This is a genomic window from Tardiphaga sp. vice154, assembly GCF_007018645.1.
Lineage (GTDB): Bacteria > Pseudomonadota > Alphaproteobacteria > Rhizobiales > Xanthobacteraceae > Tardiphaga.
The window spans coordinates 2,539,627-2,555,883 of sequence record NZ_CP041399.1 but is presented as its reverse complement, the minus strand read 5'-3'; the positions used below and the strand labels follow the sequence as shown (position 1 = coordinate 2,555,883).

At 64.5% G+C, this 16,257-nt stretch carries 13 protein-coding genes; 2 read left to right on the top strand and 11 right to left on the bottom strand.

Translation table 11 applies throughout. From position 1 onward, the window contains the following. Window positions 1–228 precede the first annotated feature (228 nt). From FIU28_RS11890 to FIU28_RS11840, 11 genes are all read right to left on the bottom strand, one after another. Entirely contained in the window at window positions 229–585 is a 357-nt protein-coding gene (locus FIU28_RS11890) for a Zn-ribbon domain-containing OB-fold protein (protein ID WP_143573172.1), read from the bottom strand. Next, window positions 582–1,718, bottom strand: coding sequence for a thiolase family protein (locus tag FIU28_RS11885; RefSeq protein WP_143573171.1), 1,137 nt, complete (start codon window positions 1,716–1,718; stop codon window positions 582–584). The genes FIU28_RS11890 and FIU28_RS11885 overlap by 4 nt, the downstream gene beginning before the upstream one ends. 154 nt (window positions 1,719–1,872) lie before the next feature. Continuing rightward, window positions 1,873–3,039 carry an acyl-CoA dehydrogenase family protein gene (locus FIU28_RS11880; protein WP_143573170.1) on the bottom strand — a complete coding sequence of 389 codons (1,167 nt, stop codon included), beginning with the start codon at window positions 3,037–3,039 and terminating at the stop codon, window positions 1,873–1,875. 4 nt (window positions 3,040–3,043) lie between these two features. Next, window positions 3,044–4,264, bottom strand: coding sequence for a CaiB/BaiF CoA transferase family protein (locus tag FIU28_RS11875; protein ID WP_143573169.1), 1,221 nt, complete (start codon window positions 4,262–4,264; stop codon window positions 3,044–3,046). A 308-nt stretch (window positions 4,265–4,572) separates the two neighbouring features. Then, complete coding sequence (locus tag FIU28_RS11870; RefSeq protein ID WP_143573168.1) at window positions 4,573–6,105, bottom strand: class I adenylate-forming enzyme family protein; 1,533 nt, start codon at window positions 6,103–6,105, stop codon at window positions 4,573–4,575. Window positions 6,106–6,108: 3 nt separating this feature from the next. Next, on the bottom strand, window positions 6,109–7,278 hold the full coding sequence (locus tag FIU28_RS11865) for an acetyl-CoA acetyltransferase (protein ID WP_143573167.1): 1,170 nt from the start codon (window positions 7,276–7,278) through the stop codon (window positions 6,109–6,111). A 250-nt stretch (window positions 7,279–7,528) separates the two neighbouring features. Further along, the gene (gene denD / locus FIU28_RS11860) at window positions 7,529–8,515 is read right to left on the bottom strand and encodes a D-erythronate dehydrogenase (protein WP_143573166.1); all 987 of its coding nucleotides are present in this window, start codon (window positions 8,513–8,515) and stop codon (window positions 7,529–7,531) included. Between the two features lie 159 nt (window positions 8,516–8,674). Then, on the bottom strand, window positions 8,675–9,589 hold the full coding sequence (locus FIU28_RS11855) for a carbohydrate ABC transporter permease (RefSeq protein WP_143573165.1): 915 nt from the start codon (window positions 9,587–9,589) through the stop codon (window positions 8,675–8,677). Further along, window positions 9,582–10,541 carry a carbohydrate ABC transporter permease gene (locus FIU28_RS11850; RefSeq protein ID WP_143573164.1) on the bottom strand — a complete coding sequence of 320 codons (960 nt, stop codon included), beginning with the start codon at window positions 10,539–10,541 and terminating at the stop codon, window positions 9,582–9,584. Before FIU28_RS11850 ends, FIU28_RS11855 begins: the two co-directional genes overlap by 8 nt. A 134-nt stretch (window positions 10,542–10,675) precedes the next feature. Then, complete coding sequence (locus FIU28_RS11845; protein WP_143573163.1) at window positions 10,676–12,001, bottom strand: ABC transporter substrate-binding protein; 1,326 nt, start codon at window positions 11,999–12,001, stop codon at window positions 10,676–10,678. Window positions 12,002–12,211: 210 nt separating this feature from the next. Next, window positions 12,212–13,276, bottom strand: coding sequence for an ABC transporter ATP-binding protein (locus tag FIU28_RS11840; RefSeq protein ID WP_143573162.1), 1,065 nt, complete (start codon window positions 13,274–13,276; stop codon window positions 12,212–12,214). Between the two features lie 207 nt (window positions 13,277–13,483). On the opposite strand from FIU28_RS11840, the gene FIU28_RS11835 reads away from it, so the two are divergent. Then, window positions 13,484–15,295 carry an IlvD/Edd family dehydratase gene (locus FIU28_RS11835; protein ID WP_441351286.1) on the top strand — a complete coding sequence of 604 codons (1,812 nt, stop codon included), beginning with the start codon at window positions 13,484–13,486 and terminating at the stop codon, window positions 15,293–15,295. 192 nt (window positions 15,296–15,487) lie between these two features. Next, window positions 15,488–16,219, top strand: a complete 732-nt coding sequence (locus FIU28_RS11830; protein ID WP_143573160.1) for an SDR family oxidoreductase — start codon at window positions 15,488–15,490, stop codon at window positions 16,217–16,219. The last annotated feature ends 38 nt before the right edge of the window (window positions 16,220–16,257 follow it).

Genomic DNA, 16,257 nt, shown 5'->3' with positions numbered 1-16,257 from the left:
CGCGGAGCGCTGATCTTACCCTCCCCCTTGCGGGGAGGGTGGCGCGCTTGAGAGCGCAGCGAACAAGCGTGCCGGGTGGGGGTCGCCCCAAACGCTGTCGGAGTTTGGGGCACCCCCACCCCGGCCTCCACTCCGAACGATGCGTTGCATCGTTCTCCGTTCGGCCGACCCTCCCCGCAAGGGGGAGGGGTTTTACGACCGCCTTCGCGTCACATCGAAGGCCGCCCATCAACCATTCCTTTCGAAGAACGGAACGAGGCGGCCGGTGAAGCGCGTGTAACGCGCCGTCACGCGGTCGCCGATGACGAGGTCGGGGGCACCGTGGGCCATCATGCGAAAGCCTTCGGCGGTGTCGATCAGGACGATATTGTAGGGCACGTGCTCGCGGGCCTCCGGCGTGCCGGCGCGAAGCACCAGCGACGTCGCGTAGACGGTGCCCTGCCCGCTGGCGGTCCTGTCCTCGGGATCCGGCGCACCGCAGGCGGCGCAGAAGGCGCGGCGAAAATATTGCTTCGCGCCGCAGGCAGCACAGCTTTGGTAGCTGATCGCCGCCACATTGGTAGTCCAGTCGTCGGCCGGCTTCATCGCACCCGCTCCAGAAACATGCTGACATGCGACGACAGCACGCCGCCGTCGCCATGCAGCAGCGCGACCGAGGCGTCGCGAACCTGGCGGTTGCCGGCGCGGCCGGTCATCTGTAGCTGCGTCTCGACCAAATGCGCCATGGCGCCGCCGACGCCGCAATGGCCATAGCTCAACAACCCGCCATGGGTGTTGAGCGGCATGGCGCCGTGCTGTCCGAAGTGTCCGGCACGCACGCGGTCCGCCGCCTCGCCGCGGGCGGCAAGGCCGAGGTCTTCCAGCAGCATCGCCAGCGTGATGGTAAAGCTGTCATAGACGGCGGCGTAGCGGACGTCGGAGATCGCGATGCCGCTTGCATGTTTCGCGCGGGCAATGGCGATCTCGGCGCCGAGTTCGGACAAGGCCGGTGCCGCGGTGACGTGCTGATGGGTATGTGCCTGCGCCGCGCCGCGGACGCGGATCGCGCTCTCGCCGGTCGGCTCCCGACTGACGACGAAGGCTGCGCCGCCGTCGGATACCGGGCAGCAGTCCAGCAGCTTGAGCGGCGTGGCGATCGGCTTCGAGGCCATCACGTCGGCGACGGTGATCGCCTCGTGAAACTGCGCGCCGGGATGGGTGAGCGCGTGCGCGCGCATCAAGACGGCGAATTCGGCGAGGTCTTCCTGCGTCACGCCGTATTCATGCATGTAGCGCGATGCCACGAGTCCGTAATAGGCCGGGATGGTCGGGCCGAGCGGGACCTCATAGACGGGATGCCCGACCTGCGCGAGCGCCTGGATCGAGGCGTCACGGCTTTGGCCGGAGAGCCGGTTTTCGCCGCCGACGACGAGAATGTGCCGGGCAACGCCGGCATCGACCAGCGTGTGCGCCAGCATCGCCATCGCCATCCCCGTCGCGCCGCCGACCTGGATGGCATGGGCATAGGACGGCGTGATGCCGAAATGCTCGGCGAACACGGTCGCCAGCATGATGTGCGGCATGGTGGTCGAATAACCGCACAGGAAGCCGTCGATGTCGGAGCGCTTGAGCCCGGCGTCGGCGAGCGCGGACTCGGCGGCAGTGCTCATCAGGTCGAGGGTGGACGAGCCTTCATGCTTGCCGAATGGCGTGAGGCCGACGCCGGTGATGTAGCTCATGCGCCGCCTCCCTCTGTCATTCCGGGATGCGACAGACGGCGAAGCCGGATGGTGCAGACCCGGAATCCCGGAATGTTTTGCGCTGAACATGTCGGGATTCCGGGTTCGCGCGCAGCTCGCGCTGCGCCCGCCCCGGAATGACAAATCAACAACATCAATACGACTTCGGCAGGCCGAGCACGCGCTCGGCGATGAAGGACAGGATCAGCTGCGGGCTGATCGGCGCGATGCGCGGGATCAGGGATTCCCGCAAATAGCGCTCGACGTGATATTCCTTGGCATAGCCGAAGCCGCCATGCGTCATCACCGCCTGCTCGCAGGCGTGGTAGCCCGCTTCGCCCGCGAGATATTTTGCGGCGTTCGCAGCCGGACCGCACGGCATCTCCTGGTCGTATTGCCAGCCGGCCGACAGCACCATCAGCCACGCCGCCTCCAGCTCCATCCAGTTCTTCGCCAAAGGATGCTGGATCGCCTGGTTCTGGCCAATCGGGCGGTTGAACACGTTTCGCACCTTGGCATAGTCGGCCGCGCGCTTCAGCGCGGCCTGCCCCAGACCGACCGCTTCGGCGGCGATCAGGATCCGCTCGGGGTTCATCCCGTGCAAAATGTAGTCGAAGCCGCGGCCTTCCTCGCCGATGCGGTCCTCGACCGGGATCTCGAAATCCGCGATGAACAGCTCGTTGGAGTCGACCGCCTTGCGGCCCATCTTCTCGATCTCGTGCACGGCAATCTTGCTGCGATCGAAGTCGGTGTAGAACAGGCTGAGGCCGTGGGTCGGCTTCTTGACGTCTTCCAGCGGCGTGGTGCGGGCCAGCAGCAGGATCTTCTCGGCGACCTGCGCGGTCGAGATCCACACCTTCTGGCCGTTGACGACATACTTGTTGCCGTCGCGCACCGCGCGGGTCTTGAGTTGCGTGGTGTTGAGGCCGGTGTTGGGTTCGGTGACGGCGAAGCAGGCGCGCTCGCTGCCGTCGACGATGCCCGGCAGCATCCGCGCGCACTGCTCCGGCGTGCCGAACACCACGACGGGATTGAGCCCGAACACATTCATGTGGATCGCGGAGGCGCCGGACATTCCGGCGCCGGATTCCGAAATCGTCCGCATCATGATCGCGGCTTCGGTGATCCCCAATCCGGAGCCGCCGTATTCTTCCGGAATGCAGATGCCGAGCCAGCCGGCTTTCGCCATCGCCTGGTGGAAGTCGGCGGGGAAGCCGCCCTCCTTGTCCTTCTTCAGCCAGTAGGCGTCGTCGAAATCGGCGCAGATCTTTTCGATCGCGTCGCGAATGGCTTCTTGGTTGTCGTCATAAGCAAAGTTCATGCGATCAGACCTGCGACGTGTCGGGCATGGCGGCCTGCTTCAGCACGCCGTCGGCCGTCAGCTTCGCGATCTGCTCCGGGGTGTAGCCAACCTCGGCCAGCACCTCGGCGTTCTGCTCGCCGAGATGCGAGGCGAGCCGCGTCGGGTTGACCGGCGTCTTCGACCAGGTCGCCGCGACCTTCATGTTGCGTACCGCGCCCTCGGTCGGATGCTCCGCGTGCTGGAAGAAGTCCGTCGCGACCATGTGCGGGTCGTCCATCATGCTGGCCAGCGTGTGCATCGGGGCCGACGGCACGTCGGCCCCGTCGAGCAGTTTTGCCCACTCGGCCGTCGAGCGCGTCAGGAAGATGCGCGACAATTCGGCGTTGACGGCGTCGATATTCTGAATGCGCTGCACGAACGTCGCGAAGCGCGGATCGTCGAACAGTTCTTCGCGCCCGACGTGTTTGAGGAAGCTCTTCCACTGCTTGTCGTTATAGACCATCGCGCAGATATAGCCGTCGGAGGTCTGGTACGGCCGACGATCGGGCGACAAATGGCGGGCATAGCCGCCCTGGTCGAGCGGCGGATCGAAGGTCAACCCGCTCATGTGATCGCCCATCATGAAGCTCGCCATGGTTTCGAACATCGGGATGTCGACGCGCTGGCCCTCCCCGGTGCGGTCCCGATGCACGACGGAGGCCAGGATCGCGCCGAGCGCGGTGATGCCGACGATGCGGTCGACCAGCGCGTTCGGCACGTAGCGCGGCACGCCGTCGCTCGAAACTTGCGCGTTCAACGAAGCGAGCGCGGTCGCACCCTGGATCAAATCGTCATAAGCGGGCTTGGCGGCATAGGGGCCGGACTGGCTGAAGCCGAACACGCCGGCATAGATCAATCGCGGATTGATCGCCGCCATCACCTCGTAACCCAGATCGAGCCGCGCCATTGCGGCCGGACGGACGTTATAGACCAGCACGTCGGCGGTCTCGACCAGTCTGAGAAGCGCGGCGCGGCCTTCCTCCTTCTTGAGGTCGAGGCAGATGCAGCGCTTGCTGCGGTTAGTGTTGAGAAATATAGGCCCCATTCCGGGATTGCGCATCGGCCCGATGGACCGCACCACGTCGCCGTCCGGGGATTCCACCTTGATGACATCGGCGCCGTAATCGCCCAGCGTCTGCGTGCAATATGGCCCCATCATCACCGACGTCATGTCGATGATCCTGATCCCGTCAAGTGGTCCCATATCGACGTTCGCTCCCGGGCGATGTTGATTTGCAGCGCCGAAGCGCCGTCATTCCCGGCCTAGTAACGGCATGGTTCGCGCAAGATCAAGGCCGGCTGGCGCAAGGCGGCATGCGTGAAGCGGGGTACGCTCTTCCGACCCTCCCCTGGAGGGGGAGGGTCGACCAGCAACGCGCGAAGCGCGTGCGAGACAGGGTGGGGTGGGGTGAATGGCGAAGCGATGGCGGCAGAGCCATTCACCCCACCCCGCGCATCCCGATGCTGCGCATTGCGATGAGCGCCCTTCCCCCTCCAGGGAAGGTTAAGAGTTCAACCCTTCATCCGCTCCCGCAATTCCGTCTTCAACACCTTGCCGTAATTGTTCTTCGGCAGCGCCTCGAGAAACACATAGCGCTTCGGCCGCTTGAAGCGGGCGATAGCCTGCAGGCAATGCGCATCCAGCGCAGCGGCGTCGGTCGCAGAGCCCTGCTCCAGCACGACGCAGGCGACGACGATCTCGCCCCATTCCGGATCGGCGACGCCGATCGCCGAGACCTCGCGGACGTCCAGATGCGTCAGCAGCGCCTCCTCGACCTCGCGCGGATAGATGTTGGTGCCACCGGAGATGATGACGTCCTTGGAGCGATCCGACAGCGTGAGGAAGCCGTCCGCGTCGAGCCGGCCGACGTCGCCGGTACACAGCCAGCCGTCCTTCAGCGTCGCTTCGTTGGCTTCGGGGTTATTCCAGTAGCCCAGCATCACCGTCGGCCCTTTGGCCTCGATCTCGCCGGTCTCGCCCGCCCGCAGCGGCTTTCCGTCCACGTCGGTAATACGCACTTGCATGACGCTCTGCGCGACACCGACCGAAGCGAGGCGTTCGAGAAAACGGGGGTGTTCGACGTCGGCATGCCACGACCGCGGCAGCGAGGTGATGGTCATCGGTGACTCGCCTTGCCCATAAATTTGGACAAAACGTTGTCCCATCGTCGTGATCGCGTCGCGAATATCGGCGAGATACATCGGCCCGCCGCCATAGACGATGGTGCGTATACCTTCGCCAGTTTCGCCGCGCTGTTTCGCGGCATCGACCAGTCGGCGCACCATGGTGGGCGCGGCGAACATCGCGACATTCTTCAAGGCCCGGCCGAGGTCGAGCACCTCAGGGGCATCGAAGCCGCCTGATACCGGCACGACATGGCGCGCCGCCATGCGGACATGGATGAAATTATACAGGCCGGCGCCGTGCGAGATCGGCGCGGCGTAGAGGATGGCATCCTCGCGCGAGACGGTATCGACATCGGCAAGATAGCACATCGACATCGCCACCAGATTGCCGTGACTGAGCATCACGCCCTTCGGGCGCCCCGTGGTGCCGGAGGTGTAGAACAGCCAGGCAAGGTCGCTAATTTCGCGCGCGTGCGGCGACGCCGCGCCGCCGTCGTCATGCTGCAAGGTTCGGTAGTCGGCGGACTCCACCGACAGCATCTGCATCCCGGCCGGCATGTCCTCCATCACGGACGACAAGGCCGCGGCACTGTCGTCATCGACCAGCGTCAGCCTCGATCCGGCATTGTCGCAGATCCATGCCGCCTCGCGGCCGTGCAGCTTGGCATTGATCGGGATCACCGCCGCGCCGATCCACCATACCGCATAGAGGCATTCGAGATAGGCCGTGCAGTTCGACATGAACAAAGCGACGCGGTCGCCGGGCCGGATGCCGTAATCGCGCGCCAGCCCGGCGCCGATCGCCGCCGCGCGGCGGGCGAAGGCGGCGTAGTCGGCCTCGATCGTCGTGCCGCGCAGCAATGCCGGCGCATCGGGATGCAACCGCGCCGACGCCGCCAGCCATTGCGCAATGTTCATGCGCTACTTCGCGGGCTCGAGCACCGAGACGTAGTTCGCCACCGCCGCGCCGCCCATGTTGAAAATGCCGGCGAGTTTGGCGTTCTTGATCTGCATGCCTTCCGGCGCCTGGCCGAGCAGTTGCATCGCGCTCAGCACATGCATCGAGACGCCGGTGGCGCCGATCGGGTGGCCCTTGGCCTTCAGGCCACCGGACGGATTGACCGGCAGTCGGCCGTCCTTCTGGGTCCAGCCTTCCTTGATGGCGCGGGCGCCCTGCCCGCGCGGCGTCAGACCCATCGCCTCGTATTCGATCAGTTCGGCGACGGTGAAGCAGTCATGCGTCTCGACGAAGGAGAGATCGTCGAGCGTGACGCCGGCCTTCTCCAGCGCGCGCTGCCAGGCGACGGTGCAGCCCTCGAACAGCAGGATGTCGCGCTTGGACATCGGCAAAAAGTCCTGGGCATGAGCGGTCGACTTGATGGTGACGGCCTTGCCCATCGCTTTTGCGGTCTCGGCATCGGTCAGGATCAAGGCGGCCGCGCCATCTGACACCAGCGAGCAATCGGTGCGCTTGAGCGGTCCGGCCACGAACGGATTTTTCTCGCTCTCAGAACGGCAGAACTCGAAGCCGACGTCCTTTCGCATCTGCGCATAGGGGTTGTGCACGCCATTGGCGTGGTTCTTGGCGGCGATCATGGCGAGTGCGTCCGACTGGTCGCCGTATTTCTGGAAATACTTCTGCGCGATGCCGCCGAACACGCCGGCAAAGCCCGCGGGGGTTTCGCCGTCTTCGGGCAGGTAGGACGCGCGCAACAAATTCTTGCCGATCTGCGGGCCCGGCGTGCGCGTCATCTGCTCGACGCCGACCACGAGCACGATCTTCGCCGTACCGGCAGCGATCGACTTGACGCCCTGCTGGACCGCGGCGGAACCGGTGGCGCAGGCGTTCTCGACGCGGGTGGCGGGCTTGAAACGCAGCGCCGGATCGGCCTGCAGCACCAGGGAGGCCGTGAAATCCTGCGGCGAGAAGCCAGCGTTAAAATGGCCGAGCACGATCTCATCGACATCGGCGGCCGAGATGCCGGCATCGGCCATCGCCTCGGTGGCAACTTTTACGACGAGGCTTTCGACGGTCTCGGCATCGAACTTGCCGAACGGCGTATGCGCCCATCCTACGATGCTGGCGGTCATGGTGGTTTCTCCCTGAGCATGATGTCGTAATCGACGTTGGGCTCAATATAGGCGCGGGCGGTGGGGGATGGCGAGGCCGGAACCCGGCGATTTTCGCGGCGCAGGGTTGCGGTGGCAAATTGTCATTCCGGGGCGTGGACGGCGACAGCCGGTCGCGAACCCGGAATCCCGAGATGGGACGATGAACACTTCGGGATTCCGGGTTCGCTCGCGCTGGCGCGCTCGCGCCCCGGAATGACAGTGTGATGCCTTAAGCCACGAACTTCCCGCCGAGTTCATCCTCAATGTGAATTCGGATGATGTCGTCAAACGTCTTCTCGGCCGTGGTGAAGCCGAGCCCCAACGCGCGGTCGGTGACGAAATCGCGCGGCCAGCCGGAGACGATGCCGGAGATCACCGGATCGCTCTGCCGCTTGATGCGGGCGACGACGCCTTTGCCCGCAACGCGCTCCAGCGCGGCAATCTGTTCACCGACCGTGACCGACATGCCGGGCATCGACAGATTGCGCCGGGCGCCCATCGCCGAAAGATCAATCGTGGCGGCATGCAGCAGGAATCCGACTGCCGACCGCGGCGAGGCGTGCCAGTGGCGGACGTCGTCGCCGACCGGCAGGATCGCCTCATGGCCGGCAAGCGGCTCGCGGATGATGTTGGAGAAGAAGCCGGACGCCGCCTTGTTCGGCGTGCCCGGGCGGACGCAGATAGTCGGCAGCCGGATGCCGATGCCGTCGAGAAACCCCTTGCGCGTGTAGTCGGCGATCAGCATCTCGCAGATCGACTTCTGCGTGCCGTAGGAGGTCAGCGGCGTGTGGAAGAATTCGTCGCCGATTTTTTCGGGGAACGGCGCGCCGAACACGGCGATCGACGAGGTGAAGACCAGCCGCGGTTTGTAGCCGCCGCCAATCGCGCGGATGGCGTCGATCAGGAACCGCGTGCCGTCGAGATTGATGCGATAGCCCTTGTCGAACTCCGCCTCGGCCTCGCCGGACACGATCGCGGCGAGGTGGAAGATCGCGTCCGGCCGGTGCACCAGCAGCGGCGCGGCGGTGGCGGGATCGGCGAAGTCGGAGGTGACGAGGCTGATCGGCAGCGCCGCGCCGGCCGGCTTGGCCGGCGCGATCACGTCCTGCAGCGTCATGCGGGTGATCTCACGGCCGCCGAGATGGCCGTCCTTCACGAGCCGTTCAGCCAGCTTGCGGCCGACCATGCCGGCGGCGCCGAGGATGAGGATATGCAAGGGTGACTCCGTTTCTTGGTTTTGATTTTATTGTCATTCCGGGGCGCGAGCAGTTTGCTGCGAGCGAACCCGGAATCCCGATGTGTGGCGCGCTGAACATGTCGAGGTTCCGGGTTCGCTCGCGCTGGTGCGCCCGCGCCCCGGAACGACGTTGTCGTATTATTCCTTCACCGCCCCCGTCATCGCCGACACGTAATGCTCGACGAAGAACGCGTACAGAATCACCAGCGGCAATGACCCGACCAGCGCGCCGGCCATCAGCGAGCCCCATTTGTAAATGTCGCCGTCGACGAATTCATTGACGATCGCCACCGGCACGGTCTTGTTCTGGGTCGACTGCAAAAACGTCAGCGCGTAGATGAACTCGTTCCAGCACAGCGTGAAAGAAAAGATGAAGGCCGAGATCAGGCCGGGCACCGCGAGCGGCACGATGATCTTGACCAGGATCTGCCAGCGCGACGCGCCGTCGATCAGGGCGCACTCTTCCAGCTCGAACGGAATGGTCTTGAAATAGCCCATCAACAGCCAGGTCGAGAACGGGATCAGCAGCGTCGGATAGATCAGGATCAGCGACAGCGGCGAGTCGAACAGCCCATAGGCCTGAATTACCGTCGCCAACGGGATGAACAGGATCGACGGCGGCACCAGATAGGCCATGAAGATCGTCGCACCCACCACTTCCGCGCCGCGGAAGCGCAGCCGCACGATGGCGTAGGCGGCGAGCACCGAGGCAATGATCGACAGCGTCGTGGCCGCGGCTGCAACATACATCGTGTTCCACAGCCAGCGCGGATAGTTGGTCTCGAACAACAGCTTGTTGATGTGCTTCAGCGTCGGCTTGACCACCCAGAACGGATTGAACCGCTCCATGTCGATCAGTTGTTCGTCCGGTTTGATCGAGGTCAGTGCCATCCAGTAGAACGGAAAAAGCAGGATCACCACGATGATGAACAGCGGGATGTAGAGCGTGACGATCCGGCTCGGCAGCGACTCCAGATAGGTCATGCCCTCGCTGTTGTCGTCCTGCTCGACGGTGGCAGCGGCGACGCGGGTGTTAGCGGGAACGTCAGTCATTGTCAGTGCCTTGCTGCCATTTGCGGCGTTGCATGCCGAACCAGGAAATCGCGATCGCCGCCATCAGGAACGGGATCATCGCGGTGGCGATCGCCGCGCCCTCGCCTAACCGGCCAGACAGAATGCCGCGCTGGTAGCTCAGCGTCGCCATCAGATGGGTCGCGTTGACCGGACCGCCGCGCGTCAGCGCCCAGATCAGCTGGAAGTCGGTGAAGGTGAACAGCACCGAGAAGGTCATGACGACCGCGATGATCGGCGTCAGCAAGGGATAGGTGATGAAGCGGAAGCGCTGCCAGCTTGTGGCACCGTCAAGCGTCGCGGCCTCGTACAGCGACGGCGACACGGTCTGCAGGCCTGCCAGCAGGGTGATCGCGACGAACGGTACGCCGCGCCAGATATTGGCGAAGATCACGCTGGCCCGCGCCATGTTGCCGTCGCCGAGAAAATTGATGTTGTGGTCGATCAATCCCATCTTGATCAGCGACCAGGAGATGATCGAGAACTGCGAGTCGTAGATCCACCAGAACGCGATCGCCGACAGCACGGTCGGCACGATGAACGGGATCAGCACGGCGGCGCGGATCAGCGCCTTGAACGGCATGTGGCGGTTAAGCAGCAGCGCCAGATAAAGGCCGACGACGAATTTGATGGCGGAAGCGACGATCGTATAGAGCAGCGTATTGAACACCGACAGCCAGAAGATCGAATCGTCCTTCAGCCATTCGTAGTTTTCAAGTCCAACGAACACGCCGGCGCGGCCGATGCGGTCGTCGGTGAAGCTCATCCAGACGCCGAGAAACAGCGGATAGGCCAGGAACAGGATCAGGAACGCGGCCGCCGGCAGCATGAACCACAGCGCCAGCCAGTTGCGGTTGGTGCGCAGCCGGTCCCAGGCTGAGGATTTTCCGACATGGCGAGTGGGCGTGGGGAGCGATGTCTGAAGGGTCGTCATTCCATGGTAGCTCCGGTTGGTCGTAATCCATGTCGTCCCGGCTTGCGCTCGCAGGCTCGCTTGCCGGGACGACAGGTGGAGAGGCCGGCGCGGATTACATCAATCAGCGACGGCCGTTTCGTCAGGTCATCCCATCACGCGCGGAAGATACGCTTCGCCGCGCGTTCCGCCGAACCCATCGCAGTCTTCACGTCCTCGCGGCCGGTGCAGTAGTTGGCGTACATGTCGACCACCACGAAGTCGGCGATCGCCGCCGCCGCGTTCTCGCTCATCTGGGCCTCGCCGGCCGGGGTCGACGCCGAGGTGGCGACGTCGCGGTACGGCGTGTTCTTCGGGTCCGCGGTCCAGATCGGGTTCTTCTCGTAGGCGAGCTGGAACGGCGACAGATAGCCCTGCGCGGCCTCGACCCATGGGTTGAACTGCTCCGGCTCCATCATGAAGGCGGTGAATGCCTTGCAGGCCTGCGGGAACTTGGTGAAGGAGAAGATGAGGATCGGGAAGCCGAGATGCAATTCGCGGCGCTTGCCGTCCAGGCCCTTCGGCAGATGGGCGTGGTTCATGTCCTCGGCAATCGCCGGGGCTTCCTTCTTCGCGGTGACGTAGACCGAGATACCGTTGGTGGTGAGGTGTAGCTGACCCGCAAGGAAAGCCTTGTTGTTCGACGAGTCGTTCCACGACGCGGTCCCGGGAATGAAATTGTCGTACAACGACTTGACGTATTCCAGCGACTTGGCGGTCTCCGGCGAGTTGATCGTGACCTTGTTGTCCTTGTCAATCAGCTTGCCGCCATGCGCCCACAGCGCCCAGTGAACCCAGCCATTGGCGTCGCCCGAAGCGTGGCCGAGCGCCATGCCGCCGGGCGTGCCGTTCTTGTTCATGCCCTTGAACAGGTCCTGGAAGCCGCCGAGGTCTTCCGGGAAGGTCTTGTGGCCGGCCTTTTCGGCGGCAGCGACGCGGTAGTTGACAAGGCCGCCGGTGGCGGCGACAGGCACGCCGATCCACTTGCCGTTATACATGCCGTACTGCTTGCCGGATTCCGCCCAGCCGCCGTTCTTCTTGCCGAGATAGTCGGCGACGTCGGTGACGTCCATGCACTTGGAGGGAAACAGGAAGGGCAGCGAATACAGCCCCCACACCATGTCGAGCCCCTGCCCGGTATTGGCGGCAACCGACGCCTTGGGCTGGATGTCGTCATAGGATTCGTTAGAGACGTTGATGGTGACGCCGGTCGCCTTCTGGAAGGCGTCGACGATCTTCATGAAGGCCACGTCTTCGGCCTCGACGAAGCGCTTCCAGCGCAGCAGGTTGATCTTGGCGCCCGCTTCCGGCTTCCACGGCGAGGCCTGAGCCCAGGCCTTGGCATGGCCGAGCAACTGGTCGGCCGACATGGTCGCCGCGGCGGCCAGCGTGATCGCGCCGCCCTTGAGCAGAGATCGGCGATCCGGTGTGAATCCAGTCATCTTTCATCTTCTCCCTGTTTATTGGTTCGTTGATCGACCAATGTTTTGAACGAATTTGTCATTCCGGGGCGCGAGCAGCTTGCTGCGAGCGAGCCCGGAATCTCGAAATGTTCAGCGCAAAACATCTCGGGATTCCCCGCCACTCCAATTGGAGTGGCTGAGGTCTGCATCAGCCAGCTTCGCCGTCTGCTGCAGACCGGAATGACATGCCTAGATCCTCTTCCCGGTATCCTTGTCGAACAGATGGGCCGAGGCCGCGCGCGGGCGCAGGTGCACCTTGTCGCCGGGCTCGACGCGGCGGCGGTCGCGGAAGATCGCGATGATGTCCTGGGTACCGATGCGCGCCACGACCTGGGTTTCCGAGCCGGTCGGCTCGACCACGATGATCTCCGCCTCGATGCCGTCATCGGCAAATTCGAGGTGTTCGGGACGAATGCCGTAGGTCACGGCCTTGCCGTTGGCCGCCGCCGGCGCCTCGGCGACCGGCAGCCGCGCGCCGCTGGCGGTCTCGACCCAGGGCTGGCCGCCATTGACCTTCAGCGTGCCTTCGAGAAAGTTCATCGCCGGCGAGCCGATGAAGCCGGCGACGAACTTGTTGTCGGGGTGATCGTAGAGTTCGAGCGGCGCGCCCATCTGCTCGACGATGCCGTCCTGCATCACCACGATCATGTCGGCCATGGTCATGGCCTCGATCTGGTCGTGGGTGACGTAGACCGTGGTGGTCTTGAGCCGCTGGTGCAGTTCCTTGATCTCGGCGCGCATCGCGACGCGCAGCTTGGCATCGAGATTCGACAGCGGCTCGTCGAACAAAAACACCTGCGGGTCGCGGACGATGGCGCGGCCCATCGCGACGCGCTGGCGCTGGCCGCCGGAGAGCTGGCGCGGATAGCGGTCGAGCAGCCGGCGAAGATCGAGAATGTCCGCGGCGCGGTTGACCTTGGTGTTGATCTCATCCTTGTCGGCGCCGCGCAGCTTCAGCGAGAAGCCCATATTATCGGCAACGGTCATGTGGGGATAAAGAGCGTAGTTCTGGAACACCATCGCGATGTCGCGCTCTTTCGGCTGCACGTCGTTGACGATGCGGTCGCCGATCGAGATAGTCCCGGAGGTGATTTTTTCGAGGCCGGCGAGCATGCGCAGGAGCGTGGACTTGCCGCAGCCGGAGGGGCCGACCAGGACAACGAAGGCGCCATCCTCGATCGGGACCGATACGCCGTGGAGTACTTCAAAACCGCCAAAAGATTTACGCACGTCATGGATCTGCACAGACGCCATGCCATTCCCCTCCCAAAAGTCGGACGTCCTCCGGTGTGCCGGGGCGCCAGTTGGCGAACGTCTTAGCAGAAATTTTTCGGCTTGTCGTTGGATGATAGTCGTAGGGCGCACCGCGCGCGGAGCGTTGCGAAGCCGGCGTTGACATGCCACCATTCGCCGCCCATCAAAAGAATCTGACGCACCAACCAAGTGTGCGCTGCGGGAGAAATGATGAACAAGCCCCTCAACGGCATCGTCCGGCGCAAACTCCGCTCCAGCGAGTGGTTCAACGATCCGCACAATCCGGCGATGACCGCTCTCTATCTGGAGCGCTACCTCAACTACGGTCTGACCCGCCACGAACTGCAGTCCGGCAAGCCGATCATCGGCATTGCGCAGACCGGCAACGACCTGTCGCCGTGCAACCGGCACCACCTCGAACTCGCCAAGCGCGTCCGCGAAGGCATCACCGCCGCCGGCGGGCTGGCGATGGAATTCCCAGTGCACCCGATCCAGGAAACCGGCAAGCGCCCGACCGCGGCGCTCGACCGTAACCTCGCTTATCTCGGCCTCGTCGAAGTGCTGTTCGGCTATCCCCTGGACGGCGTGGTGCTGACCACCGGCTGCGACAAGACCACGCCGGCCTGCCTGATGGCCGCCGCGACGGTCAACCTGCCGGCGATCGTTCTGTCCGGCGGGCCGATGCTGAACGGCTGGCATGATGGCGAGCGCACTGGCTCCGGCACGGTGGTGTGGAAATCCCGCGAACGGCTTGCCGCCGGCGAGATCGACTATGAAGAGTTCATGACGCTGGTCGCCTCCTCGGCGCCGTCGGTCGGCCATTGCAACACGATGGGCACGGCCTCGACGATGAATTCGCTGGCGGAAGCCTTGGGCATGTCGCTGCCAGGCTGCGCGGCGATCCCGGCGCCCTATCGGGAGCGCGGCCAAATCGCCTACGAGACCGGCCAGCGCATTGTCGAGATGGTGTGGGAAGACCTCAAGCCGTCCGACATCCTGACAAGACAGGCGTTCGAGAACTGCATCGTGGTCAATTCGGCGATCGGCGGCTCGACCAACGCGCCGATCCATATCAACGCGCTGGCGCGCCATATCGGCGTCGAGCTTGATATCGACGACTGGCAAAGCGTCGGCCACGCAGTGCCGCTGCTGGTCAACATGCAGCCGGCCGGCTTCTATCTCGGCGAGGAATATCACCGCGCCGGCGGCGTGCCCTCGGTGATCCGTGAGCTGATGAAGCACAACAAGATTCACGAGGACGCGCTGACGGTGAACGGCCGCAGCATGGGCGAGAACTGCGCCAAGGCCCCTGCCCCCGACGACGACGTGATCTGGTCCTACGACCGGCCGCTGGTGGCGGACGCCGGCTTCCTGGTGCTGCGCGGCAATTTGTTCGATTCCGCGATCATGAAGACGTCGGTGATCTCGAAGGAGTTTCGCGAGCGCTATCTTCTGAATCCCGACGACATGAACGCCTTCGAGGGCCGCGCCATCGTGTTCGAGGGGCCGGAGGACTATCACCACCGCATCGACGACGAGTCCCTGGATATCGACGAGCACTGCATCCTGTTCGTGCGCGGCACCGGGCCGATCGGCTATCCCGGCGGCGCCGAGGTGGTCAACATGCAGCCGCCGGCGGCCCTGATCAAGCGCGGCATCCACTCGCTGCCGTGCATCGGCGACGGCCGGCAGTCCGGCACCTCCGGCTCGCCCTCGATCCTGAACGCCACGCCGGAAGCCGCCGCCAATGGCGGGCTGGCGATCCTGCGCACCGGCGACCGGGTGCGGATCGACCTAAATGTCGGCAGCGCCAACATCCTGATCTCCGACGAGGAGCTGGAATCGCGACGCGCGGCGCTGAAGGCCGACGGCGGATTCAAGTATCCGGCGCACCAGACGCCGTGGCAGGAGCTGTATCGCTCGACCGTCGGCCAGCAGGCGACCGGCGCCTGTCTGGAGCTGGCGACGCGCTATCACGACATTGCCGGCAAGATCGGCACCGCCAGGCATAACCACTAGCCTCGCGGTGTCATTCCGGGCGCGAGCGCGTCAGCGCGAGCGAACCTCAGCCACTCCAATTGGAGTGGCGGGGAACCTCGTCATGGCACGCTGAACATCCGGGGATTCCGGGTTCACGGTCGGCTCGCGCCGCCCGTGCCCCGGAATGACAGTTTTGATTTCTGCAAAAACAAGAGCGACAGGGAGAACCACATGTCCGATCGCCTGAAAGGCAAGCGCGCCTTCATCACCGCGGGCGCCGCCGGCATCGGCCGCGCCTGCGCGCTGGCCTTTGCACGCGAGGGCGCGAAGGTGTTCGCGACCGACCTCAACGAGGCCGGTGTGATGGAGTTGAAGCAGGACGGCATCGACGTCGCCAAGCTCGACGTGCGGGACAGCGCCGCGGTCGCCGCAATGGCCAAGCGCGTGGGCCCCGTCGACATCCTGCTCAACGCCGCCGGCTTCGTGCATCACGGCACCGTCTTGGAATGCTCCGACGACGACTGGGACTTCTCGTTCGACATCAATGTGAAATCGATGCACCGCACAATTGGCGCCTTCCTCCCGGCAATGCTCGAGCGCGGCCACGGCTCGATCGTCAACATCGCTTCCGCCGCCGGCGTGTTCAAGGCGGCGCCGAACCGCTACGTCTACGGCGCGACGAAAGCCGCAGTGGCGGCGCTGACCCGCGCTGTCGCCGCCGACTTCATCACCAAAGGCATCCGCTGCAACTGCATCTGCCCCGGCACCATCGAAACGCCGTCGATGCTGGACCGCGCCGCAGCGGCCGGACCCAACGGCCGTGAGATGTTCGTCTCGCGCCAGCCAATGGGCCGGCTCGGCACGGCGGAGGAGATCGCGTCTCTCGCCGTCTACCTCGCCAGCGACGAAAGCTCATTCACCACTGGCGTTGCCCACGTCATCGACGGCGGCTGGACGTTGTAATTTCCTTGGTTCCGGGGCGCGAGCGCATCAGCGCGAGC

What these genes read in the sequence shown, in the direction of transcription:
- FIU28_RS11835 (WP_441351286.1), top strand. Translation starts at nt 13,484, where the DNA reads ATGATGAACAAGCCCCTCAACGGCATCGTCCGGCGCAAACTCCGCTCC.
- FIU28_RS11870 (WP_143573168.1), bottom strand. Translation starts at nt 6,105, where the DNA reads ATGAACATTGCGCAATGGCTGGCGGCGTCGGCGCGGTTGCATCCCGAT.
- FIU28_RS11840 (WP_143573162.1), bottom strand. Translation starts at nt 13,276, where the DNA reads ATGGCGTCTGTGCAGATCCATGACGTGCGTAAATCTTTTGGCGGTTTT.
- FIU28_RS11865 (WP_143573167.1), bottom strand. Translation starts at nt 7,278, where the DNA reads ATGACCGCCAGCATCGTAGGATGGGCGCATACGCCGTTCGGCAAGTTC.
- FIU28_RS11845 (WP_143573163.1), bottom strand. Translation starts at nt 12,001, where the DNA reads ATGACTGGATTCACACCGGATCGCCGATCTCTGCTCAAGGGCGGCGCG.
- FIU28_RS11850 (WP_143573164.1), bottom strand. Translation starts at nt 10,541, where the DNA reads ATGACGACCCTTCAGACATCGCTCCCCACGCCCACTCGCCATGTCGGA.
- FIU28_RS11855 (WP_143573165.1), bottom strand. Translation starts at nt 9,589, where the DNA reads ATGACTGACGTTCCCGCTAACACCCGCGTCGCCGCTGCCACCGTCGAG.
- FIU28_RS11885 (WP_143573171.1), bottom strand. Translation starts at nt 1,718, where the DNA reads ATGAGCTACATCACCGGCGTCGGCCTCACGCCATTCGGCAAGCATGAA.
- FIU28_RS11875 (WP_143573169.1), bottom strand. Translation starts at nt 4,264, where the DNA reads ATGGGACCACTTGACGGGATCAGGATCATCGACATGACGTCGGTGATG.
- FIU28_RS11880 (WP_143573170.1), bottom strand. Translation starts at nt 3,039, where the DNA reads ATGAACTTTGCTTATGACGACAACCAAGAAGCCATTCGCGACGCGATC.
- FIU28_RS11890 (WP_143573172.1), bottom strand. Translation starts at nt 585, where the DNA reads ATGAAGCCGGCCGACGACTGGACTACCAATGTGGCGGCGATCAGCTAC.
- FIU28_RS11830 (WP_143573160.1), top strand. Translation starts at nt 15,488, where the DNA reads ATGTCCGATCGCCTGAAAGGCAAGCGCGCCTTCATCACCGCGGGCGCC.